Source organism: Ochrobactrum sp. C6C9 (assembly GCF_022627935.1).
GTDB lineage: Bacteria > Pseudomonadota > Alphaproteobacteria > Rhizobiales > Rhizobiaceae > Brucella > Brucella teleogrylli.
On the sequence record NZ_JABXGB010000003.1, the window covers coordinates 164,776 to 181,705 of the forward strand.

Below are 16,930 nucleotides of genomic sequence, written 5' to 3' on the forward strand. Positions count from 1 at the left end.
TTAAATGGAATTGCAAAATTTTGACCCGAATGCAACCAAGATTGGCCTGACTCACCAAACTGTCCCGAATATATTCGCTCGCGCAACGCATTGATATGTGTGAGTAAATTAGAATTATTCTGAATTCTGAACTTGCGCAACAATAAAAAATAATCGCTATAGCCGCTGCTTTGATGGGCTGCGGACAGTAGCCGTTTTGCAGGAACGGCAGGAGAACAGAGTTGAAGACCAGCAGGGACACCGTGCGCAATACAGATCGCATTCACAACAGCAGACGCGCCGGATCGCTACTCAAAACCGTGCTTCTCGCTAGCGTGGCGCTTGGCGCTGTGGCCGTTCCGGCATTGGCCCAGGACACGGGCGTCATTCAGCTCAACACAATCGAGGTGCAGACCTCCGGTGACAAAGGGCCACGCGTTCCCGTCGAGGGCTATATTGCTGAATATAGCCGCGCCGCCACCAAGAGCGACACGCCGATCCGCGAAACGCCGCAGTCGATTTCCGTTGTCACGCGCGACAATATGAATGATCGCGCCGTCTCGTCGGTTAGTGAAGCACTGCTTTACAGCGCCAATGTGAACGGTCAGCGTTATGGCGCGGATGTGCGCTCGGATTATTACACCATTCGTGGTTTCCCGGCTGATCTCTATCTTGATGGCATCCGTATTCCGCAGATAGCCAACCAGACCGGCGGTTATTCGGGCTTCGTGGTCGAACCCTATTCGCTCGAAAGCGTGGAAGTTCTGCGCGGTCCAAGTTCCGCGCTGTTTGGCCAGAGCAATGTCGGCGGTATCGTCAACATGGTCAGCAAGCAGCCGCAGGCCGAGGCATCCAATGAGGTCTATCTGCGTGGCGGCAGTTTCCAGCGCAAGGAATTCGGCTTCGATCTGACGGGGCCGATCAACAACGACCCTCGTTTCACCTATCGCCTGAACGGCATGATCCGCGATGCCGACACGTCCTACGATCTGGGCAAGAACAACCGTATTGCCATCAATCCGAGCTTCGCCTGGCGTCCGGATGCGGATACCAGCCTGATTGTTTCGGGCGGTTATCTCAAGGATGATCTGGGACAGGCGGGCGTGATCGTTCCGGCCTATGGCAGCGTGCTGCCGAACCCGACCGGCCAGAGTATTCCGCGTGATTTCACCGATGGCGATCCGCGCATCGCGACTTATAAGAAGGAAATCAGTTACGTTGGCTATCAGTTCGAGCATCGCTTCAACGACACGTTCACGCTGCGCCAGAACTTTCGCTATTCGCATCTGAAGACCGATTATCGCAACCTGTTTGCGGGCGTGCTGCCGACCAGTGGCTGGAATGGCAGAACGCTGCCGCGCACCAATTATCTGGCACAGCCCGAACTCGATTCAATTGCCTTCGACACGCAGCTTGAATCGCGCTTCGATACCGGCTCTCTGGAGCACACTTTGCTGGTCGGCGTTGATCAGCAATGGCAGCGCCTCGACAATTATACTGGCTCGGCGGCTGGTCCGTCGCAGGACCTGTTCAACCCGACCTTCAATCAGCCGCTGACGCCGGTGAAGGCGACGACGCGTCTTCTGCAAAACCAGTATCAGACCGGCATTTATGTGCAGGATCAGATCGAAGCAGGCAATCTGCGCGTGACGCTCGGCGGTCGCAAGGACTTCGTCCGGGTTGATTCCGAACAGACGACGCTCTCAACAGGCCGTAGCGTCGACTATGAGCAGGACCCTGAAAAGTTCACGGGCCGTGCGGGCGTAGCCTATGTCTTCGACAGTGGCTTTGTGCCTTATGCGCTCTATTCGACGTCCTTCCTGCCGACGCTGACGCTGGCGGATACGCCGCTCAAGCCGACCACGGGCACGTTGAAGGAAGTGGGCATTAAATACGCCCCGGAAGGCGCGAATTACAGCGTTACGCTTTCGGCCTTCGAAGCTGAACAGCAGAATGTCGTCAATCGTATTTCCGGCGTCTACTATCAGACGGACGAAGTGCGCGTACGCGGCGTCGAGTTGGAAGGCACGGCCCAATTGTGGGATCGCCTGAACCTGACGGCTGCCATGAGCTTCCAGGACCCGGAAGTCAGCGAAAGCCAGACGCTTGCCCAGATTGGCAAGCTGCCTTATACCGTGCCGAAGGATCAGCAGTCGTTGTTCGTCAGCTATAATGTGCCGCTGCCGGATAACCTCAAGGGCGATCTCGTTCTTGGCGGCGGTGTACGACGCATCGGCAAGACCGCTGGCGATACGCTGAACACCTTCTTCGTGCCATCCTATACGCTGGTGGATGCTTTCCTGCGCTATGATCTTGGCAACTATCGCCTTCAGGTGAATGCCTATAATCTCGGCGACAAGAAATATGTGGCGGGCTGCAATTCGACCAGCCAGTGCTATTACGGTCAGGGCCGCTCCATCGTGGCGACAACGAGTGTGAAATGGTAGTGAGTTTCTCACGACGTGAATTTTTTGTGGGGGCGGCTTTGGCCGCCCTTACGTCTTCTGTTCGGGCCGAGACGCCGCGTAAGGTTGTCACGCTCGAATGGGCGGAAACGGAAATTGCTTTGTCGCTCGGCATTCGCCCTCTGGGCGTTGCCGATCTGGCGGGCTATCGCCAGTGGGTCAATATCGAGAATGACGGGCTCACCGATGCGGCCGATGTGGGCGGACGGCAGCAGCCGAGCCTTGAAGCGCTGACACGGCTGAAACCGGACCTGATCCTTACATCGGCGTTGCGCCATAAGGCGATTGCCGAGCGCCTCAAGGCGATTGCACCGACGGTGCTGCTCGACGGCGCATCCGATAGCGCCGATCTCTTTCAGGATATGAAATCAAATCTCGCCGTTGCCGCAAGTGCGCTGCAACGCGAGGCGGAACGCAGGGCCGCGTGGCAATCTTTCGAAGATGGCCTGTCGGCAGCGCGGGCGAAACTATCCGGCCCATTGCCTGTCGTGATTGCGCAGCCTTTGCCCGGTGTGGCGCGATTGAGAATATTCACGACCAATTCTGCCGTGATGAAAACGATGGTGCAAGCTGGCTTCTCGGAAGCAGTCGACCGCGGCGTGCAGCCCTTTGGTTTTACGACATTCGGGTTGGAAGAGCTTGCCACGCTAGCGCCGGAGACACGGCTTTGCCTGTTGGATGACGCGACGCCGAAGGAACTGACGGAAAGCGCGATCTGGCCGGTCCTGCCTGCGGTCAGCGCCGGTCATATTTATCATCTCGGCGGCGATATTTGGCCTTTTGGCTCGACACGCTCCATGACGCGGCTGGTTGAGCGGACGTTAGCGGCGTTAACTGCCTGATATATGAGAAAAGCCCCGGTTCAACCGGGGCTTTGTTGTTTCAGGCAACGGCGCGGGCGCATTCGCCAAGAATACGCAGTACTTCGGCGCGTTCCTCGATTTGCGGCATATGTCCGCAACGCTGGAAGATATGCACGCCGACTTTTCCGGGCAGCCCATGGGCGTGGCTGACGGGAATGACCCGATCTTCCGCACCGAAGATCAGCCGCACAGGGATCGGCAATCCGGCTATGGTTGACCGCAGATCGAAGGTCTGCGTGCCATCGGTGAAGAACCGTTCCGCAATCGCGCTTTGCGCGGCGCGCAATTCGGTATCAGCGGCCTGAGCGACTGTGGCATTGATGAAAGGCCGCGTGAGCAGGCTTTCGTCGCTGACCAACAGTTTCAGCCAAGGGATGATGCTCGCTTCGCTTTTGGCGGCGATCAGGCCCTTGGTGAAGGCGCCGTTGATTTCAGGGCCGAGACCGGCGGACGAAATCAGCACCAGCGAGCGCACATCCACGATGCCGCGTGCGGCAACGGTCGCCGCAACGCCACCACCAAGGGAATGACCGCCAAGCAGGCAGGCGTTCACGCCAAAGGCGGCAAGTGTGGCTTCAACGGCCTCCGCGATCGCATCGATGCTGTCCGGCACTGTGCGCGTGGAAGCACCGTGTCCGGGAAGGTCAAGCGCCAGAACCGGATGGCCGAGTGTTGCCCCTGCGAACAGGCCGCGCCATGAATTGAGGTCGGCGGCGAAACCGTGGATTAGGACAACAGGCAGTTTTCCGGCTTCACCCTCACGCAGCCAGACTGCATTGAGCGGTGCAGCGGAACCGGCGGTAGGTCTTCGTGCGGGGGGTGCAACCGGTTGGCTTACAGCGCCAGCCGCAACCGCAGCTTGGGCAGAGCCAATCTTCGCCTCGACATCCTTTTTCTGGACGCGTCCCTTGGGGCCGGAACCTGCAATCGCCTCAAGATCGATGCCAGCCTCCCGGGCCAGCCGGCGTGCAAGCGGCGTTGCACGCACGGCTGTGTCCTGAGCGGTAGCAGCTTGGGAGGTAGAAACGACCGGTTCGACAGGTGGGGGGCCATCCTCCCGAACCGGTACTGGCGCGCTCTGCGAGGGAGCAGGCTGCGCATCGGCGGGGCGCTCAACGGATGGTGGTGCTTTGCGCTCTTCGCCTTCTTCGTAAATCCACGCGACAGCCTGTCCGACCGGCACAACAGTGCCTTCGGCAACACTCACATCTGCAAGAATGCCGCTGGCCGGTGCGTCCACTTCCATGGCCGCCTTGTCAGTTTCGATTTCGAACAGGAGCTGACCCTTCGTGACGGTATCGCCATCCTTGGCATACCAGCGCGAAATCTGGCCGGTCTCCATATCCATGTCGACTTTCGGCAGGATGACTTCCACTGCCATGGTCAGCGCACTCCCCTGGCAAGATCGCGGGCGCTTTTGAGAATGTCCGGCACCTGCGGCACGGTCGCGCGTTCAAGATCGGGATTGTAAGGGATCGGCGTCTCGGCGCCGCCAAGGCGGACAATCGGGGCGTCGAGATAATCGAAAGCATCGCTTTCGGCGACGATTGCAGAGATTTCCGCGCCGATGCCGAGTGTTTTCACAGCTTCATAGACGCAAAGCAGCTTCGAAGTTTTCTTGACGCTTCTGATGATCGTGTCGCGATCAATTGGGCGCACGGTGCGCAGATCGATGACTTCGACGTCGATGCCTTCCTTGGCCAGTTCTACCGCCGCATCCAGCGCCTTGTGCACCATGATTGCGGTCGCGACGATGGTGAGATCACGGCCTTCGCGCACCACATCGGCCTTGCCGATGGGAACGGTATAATAGCCTTCCGGCACCGGCCCCTTCATCTTGTAGAGCAGCTTGTGCTCAAAAATCATCACCGGGTCGGGGTCTTCGACAGCTGCAAGCAACATGCCCTTGGCGTCATGCGGGGTGGAAGGCTGCAGAACCTTCAGGCCGGGCACGTGGCCGAGCCAGGCTTCGAGGCTCTGGCTGTGCTGTGCGGCGGCGCCCGTGCCTGAACCGGCGGGAAAACGCATGACCAGCGGCACCGAAACCGCGCCACCCAGCATATAGCGGATTTTTGCGGCCTGATTGACGATCTGCTCCATGGCGAGCGCAGCAAAATCGGAAAACTGGAATTCGAAAATCGGGCGCATGCCGGTCAGCGCTGCACCTACGGCGACGCCCGCACCGCCCAGTTCAGAAATCGGCGTGTCCATGACGCGGTCTTCGCCGAAGCGATGCACGAGATCGCCGGTTACCTGAAACGCGCCGCCATAGACGCCGATGTCCTCGCCCATCAGGAAAACACGGTCGTCGCGCTCCATGGCAATCGCCATGGCTTCCTGAATGGCTTGCGAATAGCTCAACTCGCGGATGGTGGTGTCCATGATCAGATTTCGTCCGTATATACGTCGCGGGTCAGGTTGGTGAGGTCGGGAGAAGGGCTGTTGCGGGCATATTCAATCGCGTCAGCGATTTCCTTCTCGACATTGGCCCGAATGGCTTCGATCTCCTTGTCGTCGATCACGCCATAAGCCTTCAGATCGGCTTCGAAATGCGCGATTGGATCGCGATTATTGGCCCAATCCTCGATCTCTTCCTTGGTGCGATAGCGGTTGCGGTCGCTCTTCGAATGACCACGCAGACGGTACGTCTTGTTCTCGATCAGCGACGGGCCTTCCCCGCGCCGCGCACGCTCCACGGCCTCGTTGATGGCTTCGGCAACGTCGGAAAGGTTGTTGCCGTCCACGACCTTGCCCGGCATGGCATAGGCCGATGCGCGGTCCGCGACATTCACCACCGCCGTTGAACGCTTGGTTGAAGTAGACATGCCATAGCCATTGTTTTCGCAAACGAAAACGACCGGCAACTTCCAGACGGAAGCCATGTTGAGCGCTTCATGGAAAGCGCCTTCATTGTTGGCGCCATCGCCGAAGAACGACACGACCACCTTGTTGTTCTTCTGCTTTTTTGCGGAAAGGGCAGCGCCGACAGCAATCGGAATACCGCCACCGACAATGCCATTTGCGCCGAGATTGCCTTTGGATACATCAGCAATGTGCATGGAGCCGCCGCGGCCCTTGCAATAGCCGGTTTCCTTGCCGAAAAATTCCGCGAACATGCGTTTCACATCCGCGCCCTTGGCGATGCAATGACCGTGGCCGCGATGGGTCGAGGTGATCATGTCATCTTCGGTCAAAGGCAGGCATGAACCCATGGCGCTTGCTTCCTGTCCGATGGACAGGTGCATCGTGCCGTGAATAAAACCCCGCGTGTAACTTTCTTCCGCGCCTTCTTCGAAGCGGCGGATGAGATACATCTTGTGCAGCGCTTCCTTCAGCTGTTCGGGAGAATAGGTGCGGAAAGCGAAGGGCAGGTTGTGGCGATCTGCGACCTGCGCATCAATCTTTCTGGCCTGAACCATGGTGCGGCTCCTTATGCTCCGTAAACGAGCTTGTCCTGGCGAGCGCGCAGTTCGGCGATCTTCGATCCCGGCGCGACGGCAGCATTGTCATAGGTGATGAGTTCGCCCTTCCTGATCGGCTTTGTCACACTGCCACCCTGAAGAAGACCGCAGGGAATGGCGCGCGCGGTACGCGCTTCGCCAGACGTCATGATCCAGGCGCGGTAGCAATATTCGCCAATGGCATCGAGCTTTTCGCCCGGCTGCATATCCTTCTTGGCCACAGCGCAGACTTCGGCCACCGGCTTTGCCAGGGGCACCATGTCCGGCTTGCCGTAAAGCACGACACGGGCGCAGGTGAGGGGAACTTCGAGCGAGGTCAGGTGATAAGGGCGGTGGAAGGTGAAGTAAGGGCCTTTGCCCATTTTCAAATCTTCCATGCGTTCCGAAACACGCGGATGCGACATGTCGGCGACGACGAAGACACCCGGAGCCACGCCCTTGCCGATGGAGTAATCCACGACCCCGACCTTCGAAAGCACACCGCCATCCTTTTCAGGAATCAGCGTCTTGTTGAGCTGGTCGAGCGTTGCGGCAGGGCCGTGCATGCCCGGCTTGTCCGGCTCCAGACCCGTGGCATTGGCGATGGCTGCCATTTCCACCATGGTCTTGGAGCCATCGACGAACTCCACCAGCATACGCACATTCATGTTGCGGCGTTTGGCTTCTTCCAGATAATCGTCGGGAATGGCGTCGATATTGAGCGGGTTGTTCTTGCCCTTGCCAGCGGCAACGATGGGATGCCCCATGGCTGAAACGAACTCGATCAACTCCATGCAGGACGATGGTTCGTCGCCGGCACCCAGCGAATAGGTGACGCCCAGACGGTCGGCTTCTGCCTTGAGGTAAGCGCCGATGGTGACATCGGCTTCGACATTCATCATGACGAGATGCTTGCCATGTTCCATGGCGCGCAGGCCGATTTCCGCGCCGACAGCAGGAACGCCGGTGGCGTCGATGACCACATCGATCAAATCATTTTCGAGGATCAGACTGGCATTGTCCGTAACGGCGACCTTGCCGCCTTCCATGGCCGAGGTCAGGTCGGAAGCGTTTGAAACTTGCCTGCCGTGGCCTTCTTCCTGATAGGCGATATCAACCGCTTTCAAAGCGTTCGGAACACGCAGTTCGGAAATGGCGCCGATTTCGATGCCGGGCATATGCGCCACGCGGGTCACGATGTCGGTGCCCATTTCGCCGGAGCCGATCAGCCCGATACGGATCGGCCGTCCGCTGTCCGCACGCGCTTGCATATCACGTGCCAAGCCCGTCAACGCCACATTCGTCGCCATCTTTTCCTCCTGATGTTCCTCCAGACGCCTTCGCGCCTCTCTTCCTTTACCCGATAATGAACATTTGTTTCCAAGTCAATACGAGTGTACATTTATCACGCGCCACAGACCTGTTATTCCTTACCGTGCTTTATCGCTTGTGAACAAACATTGGTCTGCTATAAAAAACAAATGTTCTGCCCGGTGTTTCAAAATGCAACACAACAAAATCTTGTGGGGGCATGCGGCGCGGAACTTGATACAAGCGTTCGAACGGCCTGGCATTCGTTGGAGGATGGCCGGGGGGAGGAGAAAACTATGGACGCATTTCTAAGCGGCCTGAAATCGGCCATCGATACGTTGGGGGCGACGGTCCTGCTCCCTATCGTCATTTTCATTATAGCCGTGGTTCTTGGCGCAAAGGTGGGCAAAGCCTTCCGTGCTGCCGTGACCATCGGCGTCGCCTTCATCGGTATCAACCTCGTATTGGGGCTGATGTTCACCTCCATTGGCGAGGTGGCTCAGGCGATTGTTACCAATACGGGCATCAAGCGCGATATCGTCGATGTGGGCTGGCCTTCGGCTGCGGCCATCGCTTTCGGTTCGTCCGTGGGGCTTTGGGTCATTCCGGTCGGCATTCTGGTCAACATCGCGCTGCTTTTGATGCGCTGGACCCGCACGCTCAATGTCGATGTTTGGAACTTCTGGCACTTTGCCTTTGTCGGCTCGCTTGTCGTCGCCGCAACGGACAATCTCGCCTATGGCATTATCGTTGCAGCTCTTGTTGCGGCTCTGTCGCTGCTGTTCGCTGACTGGTCGGCACGCGCCGTACAGCAGTTCTATGGCGTTCCGGGCGTTTCCGTTCCACACCTGGCATCGGCGCAGATTCTGCCGATTGCCATCGTGCTCAACTGGATCATGGATCGCATTCCGGGCATCAACAAGATCCACATCAGCACCGAAACCATCGAACGCCGTTTCGGCGTCTTCGGCGAGCCGGTGGTTCTGGGCCTGATTATCGGTCTCGTGCTTGGTCTCATCGCTTTCTACAATTCAGGCGATTTCGGCCATGTGCTGGCCAAGGTGCTGGGCACCGGCATGACGCTTGCCGCCGTGATGCTGCTTCTGCCGCGCATGGTCAAAATCCTGATGGAAGGCCTGCTGCCGGTTTCTGATGCCGCACAGGAATTCGTGCGCAAGCGCACCGGCGATCGCGAATTGCTGGTCGGTCTCGATTCGGCAATCCTGATCGGCCATCCGGCTGCGATCTCGTCGTCGCTGATCCTCGTGCCGATTGCGATCATCCTGTCGGTGATACTGCCGGGCAACCGCGTCATCCTGTTTGCCGATCTTGCGGTTATTCCGTTCATCGTCGCCATGACTGCGCCGCTGTTGAAGGGCAACGTGTTCCGCATGGTTGTCGTCGGCACGGTGACGCTCGCCATCGGCTTCTATGTGGCCAATGCGCTGGCTCCGCTCTTCACGAGCGCTGCCGTGTCGTCTGGCTTCAAGTTGCCGGAAAACGCGTTGCAGATCACTTCGGTGGTCGACGGCTTCCTGTGGGTGCCTTATGTCATCATCGCCGCAATCCAGTGGTTAGGCGTTGTTGGAATCGCGGTTCTTGCAGTCGTCATCGCCGCAGCGTTCATTCTCTATCGTCGCAACACCGACGGTTGGGAACGCGCTGCCGGTGCGGAAGACGAACCAGCCGAGCAGAACAACTGGTAAGGCGCAAAAGCAATATTGGCCGCATACCGGAGAGGTATGCGGCTATCTGCAATGGAGGATGGAATGGCGAACGGCCTGACGGCTTTTCTCGACCCTGAAGCGATTGAGCTGCAGAGCGAGGCCAAAACCAATGAGGAAATTATCCGTATTCTGGCGGCGAAGCTGGAACGGCTCGGCTATGTAAAGCCAAGCTATGCGGATGCGGTCGTGAAGCGGGAACAGACCATGCCAACCGGTCTGCCGCTGGAGCGCGAAGAAAACGTTGCCGTTCCGCATACCGACCCCGAGCATGTCCTGAAAGCGGGCATCGCTTTTGCGACGCTGAAAACCCCCGTCATCTTCGCCAATATGGAAGATCCGGAAGAGGACGTTCCCGTCGGATTTGTCTTCCTGCTTGCCATCAATGACAAGGACAAACAGATCGAGACCTTGCAACAGGTGATGGCGACCATTCAAAATGAGGACGCGCTCGAGAATCTCAAGAAATCGCGCACATTGAGTGACGTGGAAGCTGCGCTCGGTTAATCGGAGGAAACAAAATGGCCAAAATGAAAACGATTCTCTTTGCCTGCGGCACCGGCGTCGCAACATCCACTGCCGTGAATGCTGCCGTCACCGAAGAGATGAAAAAGCGCGGGCTGACCTTCAACGCCCAGCAGGCCAAGGCGACCGAAGTGCCGTCTCTGGCTGACAATGTGGATTTCATCGTTTCCACGACGCCTATTTCCGCCGCAGTCGAGAAGCGGGTCATCAAGGGCCTCGCATTCCTGACCGGCATCGGCAAGGACAAGGTTCTGGACGAAATCGAAGCCGAATTGCGCAAGTAATTTCGGCCCATTTCAAAGGGCGCTTTCGTGCAGGATCACGAAAGCGCCCTAACTATTTGTATTCTCACTACTAAGCGGTTCAGTTCGGAACGGAATGTCCGATGCGCCGGAGCATTTCGGCGGCACTTTCCTCGTCGGTGATGAACACCGTTGGCCGCAGAAGTTTCATCGCGCCCAGAAGCGCTTCGATCTTTTCCTTGCCGCCGGATGTCAGGATGCGTTGCGGCGTGTTTTGCAAGCTTTCGATGCTGGCCGACATGACGCGCTCATGCACCGGATCATCGACGATACGGCCATCGGCATTGTAGAAATGGAACAGAACGTCGCCGACCGCACCATTGGCGCGCAGCGATTGTTTCTGCTCTTCATCGACGAGCCCCACGCGGTAGGACGTGCTGCTGGCGGTCTCGATGCCGCCAATGCTGAGCAACACCATGTCGAGATCTTCCGCCATGTTCAGCACCGTGTTCAGGCCACAGCGCTCAATCAGGGCTGTGCGAGTCTCCTTGCTGTCCACAAGGGCGGGCGCGGGGATAAGGTAGCCTTCGCCTTGCAGCATCTGCGCGAACTGCCAGGCAAATTCGGGCGGGTTGGAGCGTCGTGGCTGCACAATGCCGCCGAGAAGCGAAATGACCTTGAGATCGTTCACCGGACGCGAGCCGATATGCTGCAAGGTGCTGGACAAGGTGCGGCCCCAGCCGACGCCAATGCGCATGCCGTGCTGGATTTTTTCCGACAGATAAGCGCCTGTCGCCGCGCTGATCGGAGGAATCGGATCGGTCTCAGCAGAGGAGAGGGGCGCCACAATAGCCTGTTCCAGCCTGAACGCCTTTTCAAGCGCCGCTTCCAGCGCGGTCAAAGCCGAAAGCTTGCCTTCGATGGTGATCTTCACCTCGTTGCGGGCGCGGGCATCGGCAAGAAGACGCACAATGGTCACGCGGCCAACACCCAGCGCATCGGCAATATCGCTCTGGGTCATCTGCTCGACATAATACATCCACGCCGCACGGGTTCTGAGGCGGCTGGTGCGGTTTTCCGCTGCAACGCCTTCGGATCCCACCAGAAGGTCGTTGGTTTCAGCTGCGTTCCGTTTCCCCTTGGCGGTCTTTCTCAAATCGATTCCCCAAAATTCTTACAGTTTGCGTCTTTGTGATATGGACCCTATTGCTTTTCCGGGACGAGGAAAACAATACTTCTTTTGTATCGGTTAAGATACGATTGTTGGCCTCGCAGGGAGGGACGACCGGCATGCTGCGCACACTTTCCGATGAAATCGCCGTCAATCTGAAAGACCGTCTGCGTGACGTGCGCTATGTGATCAGGCGCGCCCGGCAAAGTTCGCGTGCGCCCGAAACCAGCCTGCCTGCGCCGGAAGCGCTTCTGGGCCATGCCGCAGGCGTGATGGATACGGCGCTGACCGCCGCCGAAGCGATCTCAATCTCGATTATTTCGTCTGAACCGGCCAAACATCATGGCGCGCCACAGATGCGCAGCCTATCCTTTTATTTCGGCACCGGCGCGGAAGGTGCGCGCGGTTTCCGCAGCGATATGTATTATTTCCTCAAGGGAACGATGCGGCGCTACGGACTTGAAAACGCACTTATCCACGAAGCGGCTTTTTCGGTCATCCACGGGCGTCTGTTGCGCAAGCATGCGGAACTTCTGCGCGATCCTCTAAAGGTTGCACAGGCGCTGGCCGCGCTTTATCTGGAAGCGCTGGCTGAAAAGCCCGTCCGCCTGATGCCGTCAGAAGCCTCGTGCGACCCGGAAAATCTGCGCAAGGCGGAAGTGGTCGGGCTTGCGGCAGCTTGCCTCGCTTGCGGGCTGGCGACCGTAAAACCTGCTGATCTCGCCGATATCGATCCGCTGGAAAGTGTATTCATGGTGCTGGAGGCACGCTATGAGCGGCTGGTGGATGCGGCAGAAACCCACGACGCGAAGAAGCTCGAAACCCTCTTCGCGACGCTGATTGCCCACCTACCTTAAGTCGCCGAACAGATCGGCGATGATTTTCTTGGCGCGGGGAATGGAAGCCGGGCTCATGCTGAGCTCGGTCAGTCCCATGCGGATAAATTCCGGTATCAAATCCGGCTTGCCTGCCGCTTCCCCGCACATGCCAACCATGATGCCCGCTGTCGTGGCTGCTTTCGCGGTCATTTCAATGGCCGCTATTACAGCTGGATGATGCACGTCGTTGAGCCTCGCGACCGTCGGGTTGAGACGGTCTGCCGCCATGACATATTGCGTTAGATCATTGGTGCCGATGGAGAAGAAGGCGGATTCCTTGGCCAGCTGATCGGCTGCGAAAACCGCTGCCGGTGTTTCGATCATAACACCCAGTTCAAACGTGCCGTAAGGCTTGCCTTCTGCTGCCAGCTCGCGCTCGCATTCGGCAATCAGGCTTTTTGTCGCCCGAATCTCCTCGATATCGGAAACCATCGGTAGCATGACCTTCAGATTGCCGTGCACGGCGGCGCGAAGCAGGGCGCGCAATTGCGGCTTAAACACCTCCGGGCGGTCAAGGCACATGCGGATGCCGCGCCAGCCGAGGAACGGGTTTTCCTCCTCGGGAAACTCGATGCCGGCGACGGGCTTGTCACCGCCGATATCGAGTGTGCGGACAATGACAGACTGGGGTGCGAAAGCGCGCAGAAGTGATGCATAGGTTTCCATTTGCATGTCTTCGGACGGCAAATGGATATGCTTCATGAACAGAAGCTCGGTGCGGAACAGGCCGACGCCCATCGCGCCTGCGGTCTGGGCAGCTTCGATTTCCTCCAAAGCGCCGAGATTGGCCGCAACCTCAATCACCACGCCATCGGCGCGATGCGGCGTGTAGTCACGATACTTGTCCAGCGCACGCTGTTCTTCCGTGGCCTTGGCAATGCGGCTTTCGATTTCGGCCAGAACGGAGGCATCCGGGTCATGATGGACAATGCCCGCACTGCCATCGACGGCAACCTGTCGCGCTGTCTTCAGTCTATGAACAGCGTCGCCAAGTCCAAGCACTGCCGGGATTCCGTGCGTGCGCGCGATGATCGCGACATGCGAGGTCGCGCCGCCATGGCCGCAAACCACGCCGCGAATGCGCTTCAGCGGTGCGCGGGCCAAGTCCCAAGCGCCGATGTCTTCGGCGATCAGAATGGCACCGTCCGGTAGTCCGTCGAGATTGAGGTCTTCCTGACCGAGCAAGGCGAGACAAATCTGGCGGCTGATTGCGTGCACATCGTCGGCGCGGGCATTGAGATAGGGATCGTCGAGGTTGGCGAATTGCTGCGCGACCGTCGAGGCAGCGCCGAGCGTGGCGGAGACCGCATCCATGCCGCCGCGAATAAGGGCGAGTGCTTCGTCCCGCAGGCTGTCGTCGGAGGCAATGTCCTTCAATGCAGCAACGATGCCGCGATCACTTTCGGCGAGATCGCCGCGCACGAGCGAATGTTCCATCCGCTCTTGAACAGTTGCAACAGCGGCCTCGTAACGGCTGATTTCCGGTGCGATTTCGTGAGGTGCCAGCTTGCCGGTGCCGGGCGTGATTTCGGCAGGGAAAAACGGAAACGCCTCGCCAAGCGAAAGACCTTCGCTGGCGGCAACGCCCTTGATCTGGCCTTCCGGCAACGCTGCAATCGCAACACTCGCGACCGGGACGGCGACGGGAGCAGCTTCCGCCACCGCAGCAACGGCTGCGCCGTCATTTTCCTCAAGCCCCGCCCGCGGGTTTTCGAGATAGCCGATCAGCGCTTCCAGTGCTTCAATCGCATCAGCCCCTTCGGCGCTGACGGTGACTTCGTCATTTTCCTTCACGCCAAGCAGCATGAGCTTAACGGAGCTTTTCGCGCTGACGCTTTTGCCGCTCTTTGCGATCTCGATATTGCACTCGAACCCCTTGGCGAGCTTGACGAAACGGGTGGCGGGGCGCGCATGCAGCCCTTCATGCACCCGGACGATGGTGGAGCGTTCCATTTGAGAGCCTTGGATTATGAATGCTTCTTGAGATCAGTCGCTGATGACGATCATATGTCCTTCGCGCAGCACGGCAACCAGAGCGGCGCCGTCAACTTCGCTGGCACAGATTTCGCCCGGACGGTCGGTCGAGTCGGCCCCGGTAAACGATATCACCACATGACCGATGTCACGCACTTTTTGCCAGGCGCTTGTTCCAACCGCCGTAATGTTTGCCGTAATGTCGCCAATGGTGATGAGCGCGCCAACCGGCGGCGCAGCTTCCTGCGGACCGTCTTCGACTACGTGCATCACCGAGACTTCCGCCAGTTCGGGCGGGGAGCCCTCTGCAAACAGGATCAGAACGCCGCCTTCGGCGAGATCAGCCACTTCGGGACCAATTGCGGTGATCCGTGTCTTGAGATGTATCGGCATGGCGGCAGTCCTTTTCAATTTCACTCAACCGACATCCTCCAAAAATTGGGGAGATGAGGATGCCGAAAATTAAGGGCAGAGATTGGGAGGAGCGGCCCGCCGCTTTGATGCGACGAGCCAGTTTGCGTCAAAGCACGGCGAGGCTGACGAGCCAGGCGATGAGCACCGAGACAGGGCCCATAATCTGGCGGCTGATCAGGATCGCAGGCACGCCGATTTCAATCGTCTTCGGTTTGGCTTCGCCGAGCGCCAGACCCACCGGCACGAAGTCGCAACCGACCTGCGTGTTGTAGGCGAAGAGCGCGGGCAGGGCCATTGCCGGAGCGATTGTGCCATTGGCAATCTGCGGGCCGATAATGGCCACACCCACTACCTGCGCGATGACTGCGCCCGGTCCAAGGATCGGAGAAAGAAACGGCAAGCCGCAGATAGCCGACAGCACAAGCAGGCCAATGATATTGTTGGCGAGTGGTCCCATCGGCTGGGCAAGAATATCGCCGATGCCGGTGTAAAGAATGAGACCGATCAGCATCGTCACGAAAGCCATGAATGGCAGAACGTTGCGGATGACCTGATCGATGGTGCGGCGACCGGCGTTGAAGAAAATGCCGACGACACGGCCCATGACGCGGCCGATCCGGCTGATCAGCCCGACGAGACCGCCATCATTCGACGTATCGATCGGCACTGCAGGCTTTTCATCGGCCTTGGCGGCGGCAGCTCCTAAGGAAGCTGCGGCTGCAGGAGCCTCGGAACCATCAGCAGGAACGACATTTTCTGGCTTTACGCCGGAGACATAAATGTCTTCGGTGATGAACTGCGCCAGGGGGCCTGACTGGCCGACTGGCGTCAGGTTGACGGTCGGGATGCGCTTGCGCGGATAGACGCCGCAACGGGCGGTGCCGCCGCAATCGACCACGACGACGGCCATTTCGCTTTCAATGGGGGGAGCGCGGAAACCGTCTACGGCTTCGCCCCCGGTCATTTCCGCGATCTGTCTGGCGAGCGGATGAATGCCGCCGCCGGTCACGGATACGATTTTGCTGCGCTGTTCGGTCGGCTGGATGACGAGCGGTCCGCCCCAGCCACCGGAGCCATGGGAAATTCTAACGGATTTGTAGGTTTTGGCCATGATGTCCTCCCGCGCGCCTTAAAGCTCGATGCCCTGACGGCGCGCCATGATGGCGGTGATGCGTTCGGTGAGCATGCCTTTGAGCAGGATCACGACGAGGCCGACGATGGCGTACCAGATGGCCACATTGATGTGATAGCCATTGGCGACAGCGCCTTTCTTTTCCAGTTCAAGCAGCGCCACGAGTACGCCACCCCACACGAAATATTCGCCGGGATTGATATGCGGGAAGAGGCCAAGTGGCGGATGCACATAGGACACTGCCGCGTCGTAAAAGGCAGGTTTGTGCTTTTCCTCAAGGAACGAACCGAAGGTATAGGCCATCGGATTGGTCAGGAAGAACACCGACAGCACCGGCAGAACCGTATAACGGGTTAGCGCGATGCGGCCCGCACCCTGTGCCAAACCGTGCACGCGCTTTTCGCCGACGAGTTCGGTGATTGCGTAGAAGGCGGTCATCAGAACCACCAGGGTCGGAATGATGCCGGTCACAAAACCGGAAAACACTTCGCCACCCTTTTGGAAGATGCCGATGAAGTGCTTGCCGATCGAGGCCAGCCAGCCCAGCTGTTCTTCTTGAGTGACGTTTTGCAGTCGTTCCTTGAACTGATCGACAGTCAGATTGTCCGTGCCGGTTGCCTGTGCAAGCTGCACAAGGTTATCGCTACCGTGTTCGACGGCTAGCTTGCCGTGAAACACCGCGTCCGTTGCTATGTTGGCGGCCATCTGGCTCGCCACATGCAAGGACTGTAAGGTCGTATCGGCGCCTTGCGCCAGCATTGCAGCTATAGACATTTCTCCTCCTCCACGCCCGTCCTCGTCGGGCGATACCC

15 protein-coding genes are annotated in these 16,930 nt (G+C 58.6%); 6 read left to right on the forward strand and 9 right to left on the reverse strand.

Features of this window, described 5'->3' with window-relative positions; translation table 11 throughout:
* Nucleotides 1-221: 221 nt before the first annotated feature.
* Together HWD97_RS03410 and HWD97_RS03415 are read left to right on the forward strand one after the other, a co-directional pair.
* Nucleotides 222-2,426 carry a TonB-dependent siderophore receptor gene (locus HWD97_RS03410; protein ID WP_371834699.1) on the forward strand — a complete coding sequence of 735 codons (2,205 nt, stop codon included), beginning with the start codon at nt 222-224 and terminating at the stop codon, nt 2,424-2,426.
* Complete coding sequence (locus HWD97_RS03415) at nt 2,420-3,286, forward strand: iron-siderophore ABC transporter substrate-binding protein (protein ID WP_121538787.1); 867 nt, start codon at nt 2,420-2,422, stop codon at nt 3,284-3,286. Before HWD97_RS03410 ends, HWD97_RS03415 begins: the two co-directional genes overlap by 7 nt.
* A 40-nt stretch (nt 3,287-3,326) precedes the next feature.
* Here HWD97_RS03415 and HWD97_RS03420 read toward each other — a convergent pair whose 3' ends face one another.
* Genes HWD97_RS03420 through HWD97_RS03435 form a run of 4 tightly spaced genes read right to left on the reverse strand, consistent with a single transcriptional unit; the run spans nt 3,327 to nt 8,057 of the window.
* Nucleotides 3,327-4,688, reverse strand: coding sequence for an acetoin dehydrogenase dihydrolipoyllysine-residue acetyltransferase subunit (locus HWD97_RS03420; RefSeq protein ID WP_109367551.1), 1,362 nt, complete (start codon nt 4,686-4,688; stop codon nt 3,327-3,329).
* Between the two features lie 2 nt (nt 4,689-4,690).
* Nucleotides 4,691-5,689: an alpha-ketoacid dehydrogenase subunit beta gene (locus HWD97_RS03425; RefSeq protein ID WP_109367550.1), complete on the reverse strand. Its 999-nt coding sequence runs from the start codon at nt 5,687-5,689 to the stop codon at nt 4,691-4,693.
* Between the two features lie 2 nt (nt 5,690-5,691).
* Nucleotides 5,692-6,726 (reverse strand): thiamine pyrophosphate-dependent dehydrogenase E1 component subunit alpha, encoded by a 1,035-nt coding sequence (locus HWD97_RS03430; RefSeq protein ID WP_109367549.1) that lies wholly within the window; start codon nt 6,724-6,726, stop codon nt 5,692-5,694.
* Nucleotides 6,727-6,737: 11 nt separating this feature from the next.
* Nucleotides 6,738-8,057 (reverse strand): NAD(P)H-dependent oxidoreductase, encoded by a 1,320-nt coding sequence (locus tag HWD97_RS03435; RefSeq protein ID WP_371834700.1) that lies wholly within the window; start codon nt 8,055-8,057, stop codon nt 6,738-6,740.
* Nucleotides 8,058-8,354: 297 nt separating this feature from the next.
* Between HWD97_RS03435 and HWD97_RS03440 the strand changes: the two genes are divergently transcribed.
* The 3 genes from HWD97_RS03440 (at nt 8,355) to HWD97_RS03450 (ending at nt 10,591) form a co-directional block, all read left to right on the forward strand.
* A complete protein-coding gene (locus tag HWD97_RS03440) occupies nt 8,355-9,764 on the forward strand; it encodes a PTS galactitol transporter subunit IIC (protein ID WP_109367547.1) in 1,410 nt (469 codons plus the stop codon).
* Nucleotides 9,765-9,827: 63 nt separating this feature from the next.
* Nucleotides 9,828-10,289 (forward strand): PTS sugar transporter subunit IIA, encoded by a 462-nt coding sequence (locus tag HWD97_RS03445; protein WP_121538791.1) that lies wholly within the window; start codon nt 9,828-9,830, stop codon nt 10,287-10,289.
* A gap of 14 nt (nt 10,290-10,303) precedes the next feature.
* Complete coding sequence (locus HWD97_RS03450; protein ID WP_078340332.1) at nt 10,304-10,591, forward strand: PTS sugar transporter subunit IIB; 288 nt, start codon at nt 10,304-10,306, stop codon at nt 10,589-10,591.
* 79 nt (nt 10,592-10,670) lie between these two features.
* On the opposite strand, the gene HWD97_RS03455 is transcribed toward HWD97_RS03450, so the two are convergent.
* Nucleotides 10,671-11,705 (reverse strand): sugar-binding transcriptional regulator, encoded by a 1,035-nt coding sequence (locus HWD97_RS03455; RefSeq protein ID WP_121538793.1) that lies wholly within the window; start codon nt 11,703-11,705, stop codon nt 10,671-10,673.
* Nucleotides 11,706-11,839: 134 nt separating this feature from the next.
* Here HWD97_RS03455 and HWD97_RS03460 point away from each other — a divergent pair, with 134 nt between their 5' ends.
* Nucleotides 11,840-12,577 carry a hypothetical protein gene (locus tag HWD97_RS03460; RefSeq protein ID WP_121538795.1) on the forward strand — a complete coding sequence of 246 codons (738 nt, stop codon included), beginning with the start codon at nt 11,840-11,842 and terminating at the stop codon, nt 12,575-12,577.
* On the opposite strand, the gene ptsP is transcribed toward HWD97_RS03460, so the two are convergent.
* The 4 genes from ptsP to HWD97_RS03480 all read right to left on the reverse strand — a co-directional run bounded on the left by ptsP (nt 12,569) and on the right by HWD97_RS03480 (nt 16,892).
* The gene (gene ptsP / locus HWD97_RS03465; RefSeq protein ID WP_121538797.1) at nt 12,569-14,551 is read right to left on the reverse strand and encodes a phosphoenolpyruvate--protein phosphotransferase; all 1,983 of its coding nucleotides are present in this window, start codon (nt 14,549-14,551) and stop codon (nt 12,569-12,571) included. The genes HWD97_RS03460 and ptsP overlap by 9 nt on opposite strands.
* A gap of 33 nt (nt 14,552-14,584) precedes the next feature.
* Nucleotides 14,585-14,965, reverse strand: a complete 381-nt coding sequence (locus HWD97_RS03470) for a PTS glucitol/sorbitol transporter subunit IIA (protein WP_121538799.1) — start codon at nt 14,963-14,965, stop codon at nt 14,585-14,587.
* 127 nt (nt 14,966-15,092) lie between these two features.
* On the reverse strand, nt 15,093-16,097 hold the full coding sequence (locus tag HWD97_RS03475) for a PTS glucitol/sorbitol transporter subunit IIB (RefSeq protein ID WP_109367541.1): 1,005 nt from the start codon (nt 16,095-16,097) through the stop codon (nt 15,093-15,095).
* An 18-nt stretch (nt 16,098-16,115) separates the two neighbouring features.
* Nucleotides 16,116-16,892, reverse strand: a complete 777-nt coding sequence (locus tag HWD97_RS03480; RefSeq protein ID WP_109367540.1) for a PTS glucitol/sorbitol transporter subunit IIC — start codon at nt 16,890-16,892, stop codon at nt 16,116-16,118.
* Nucleotides 16,893-16,930: the final 38 nt, after the last annotated feature.

Coding starts and splice junctions, on each gene's coding strand:
- ptsP (WP_121538797.1), bottom strand. CDS start 14,551: ATGGAACGCTCCACCATCGTCCGGGTGCATGAAGGGCTGCATGCGCGC.
- HWD97_RS03435 (WP_371834700.1), bottom strand. CDS start 8,057: ATGGCGACGAATGTGGCGTTGACGGGCTTGGCACGTGATATGCAAGCG.
- HWD97_RS03440 (WP_109367547.1), top strand. CDS start 8,355: ATGGACGCATTTCTAAGCGGCCTGAAATCGGCCATCGATACGTTGGGG.
- HWD97_RS03475 (WP_109367541.1), bottom strand. CDS start 16,097: ATGGCCAAAACCTACAAATCCGTTAGAATTTCCCATGGCTCCGGTGGC.
- HWD97_RS03430 (WP_109367549.1), bottom strand. CDS start 6,726: ATGGTTCAGGCCAGAAAGATTGATGCGCAGGTCGCAGATCGCCACAAC.
- HWD97_RS03420 (WP_109367551.1), bottom strand. CDS start 4,688: ATGGCAGTGGAAGTCATCCTGCCGAAAGTCGACATGGATATGGAGACC.
- HWD97_RS03415 (WP_121538787.1), top strand. CDS start 2,420: ATGGTAGTGAGTTTCTCACGACGTGAATTTTTTGTGGGGGCGGCTTTG.
- HWD97_RS03445 (WP_121538791.1), top strand. CDS start 9,828: ATGGCGAACGGCCTGACGGCTTTTCTCGACCCTGAAGCGATTGAGCTG.
- HWD97_RS03450 (WP_078340332.1), top strand. CDS start 10,304: ATGGCCAAAATGAAAACGATTCTCTTTGCCTGCGGCACCGGCGTCGCA.
- HWD97_RS03460 (WP_121538795.1), top strand. CDS start 11,840: ATGCTGCGCACACTTTCCGATGAAATCGCCGTCAATCTGAAAGACCGT.
- HWD97_RS03470 (WP_121538799.1), bottom strand. CDS start 14,965: ATGCCGATACATCTCAAGACACGGATCACCGCAATTGGTCCCGAAGTG.
- HWD97_RS03425 (WP_109367550.1), bottom strand. CDS start 5,689: ATGGACACCACCATCCGCGAGTTGAGCTATTCGCAAGCCATTCAGGAA.
- HWD97_RS03480 (WP_109367540.1), bottom strand. CDS start 16,892: ATGTCTATAGCTGCAATGCTGGCGCAAGGCGCCGATACGACCTTACAG.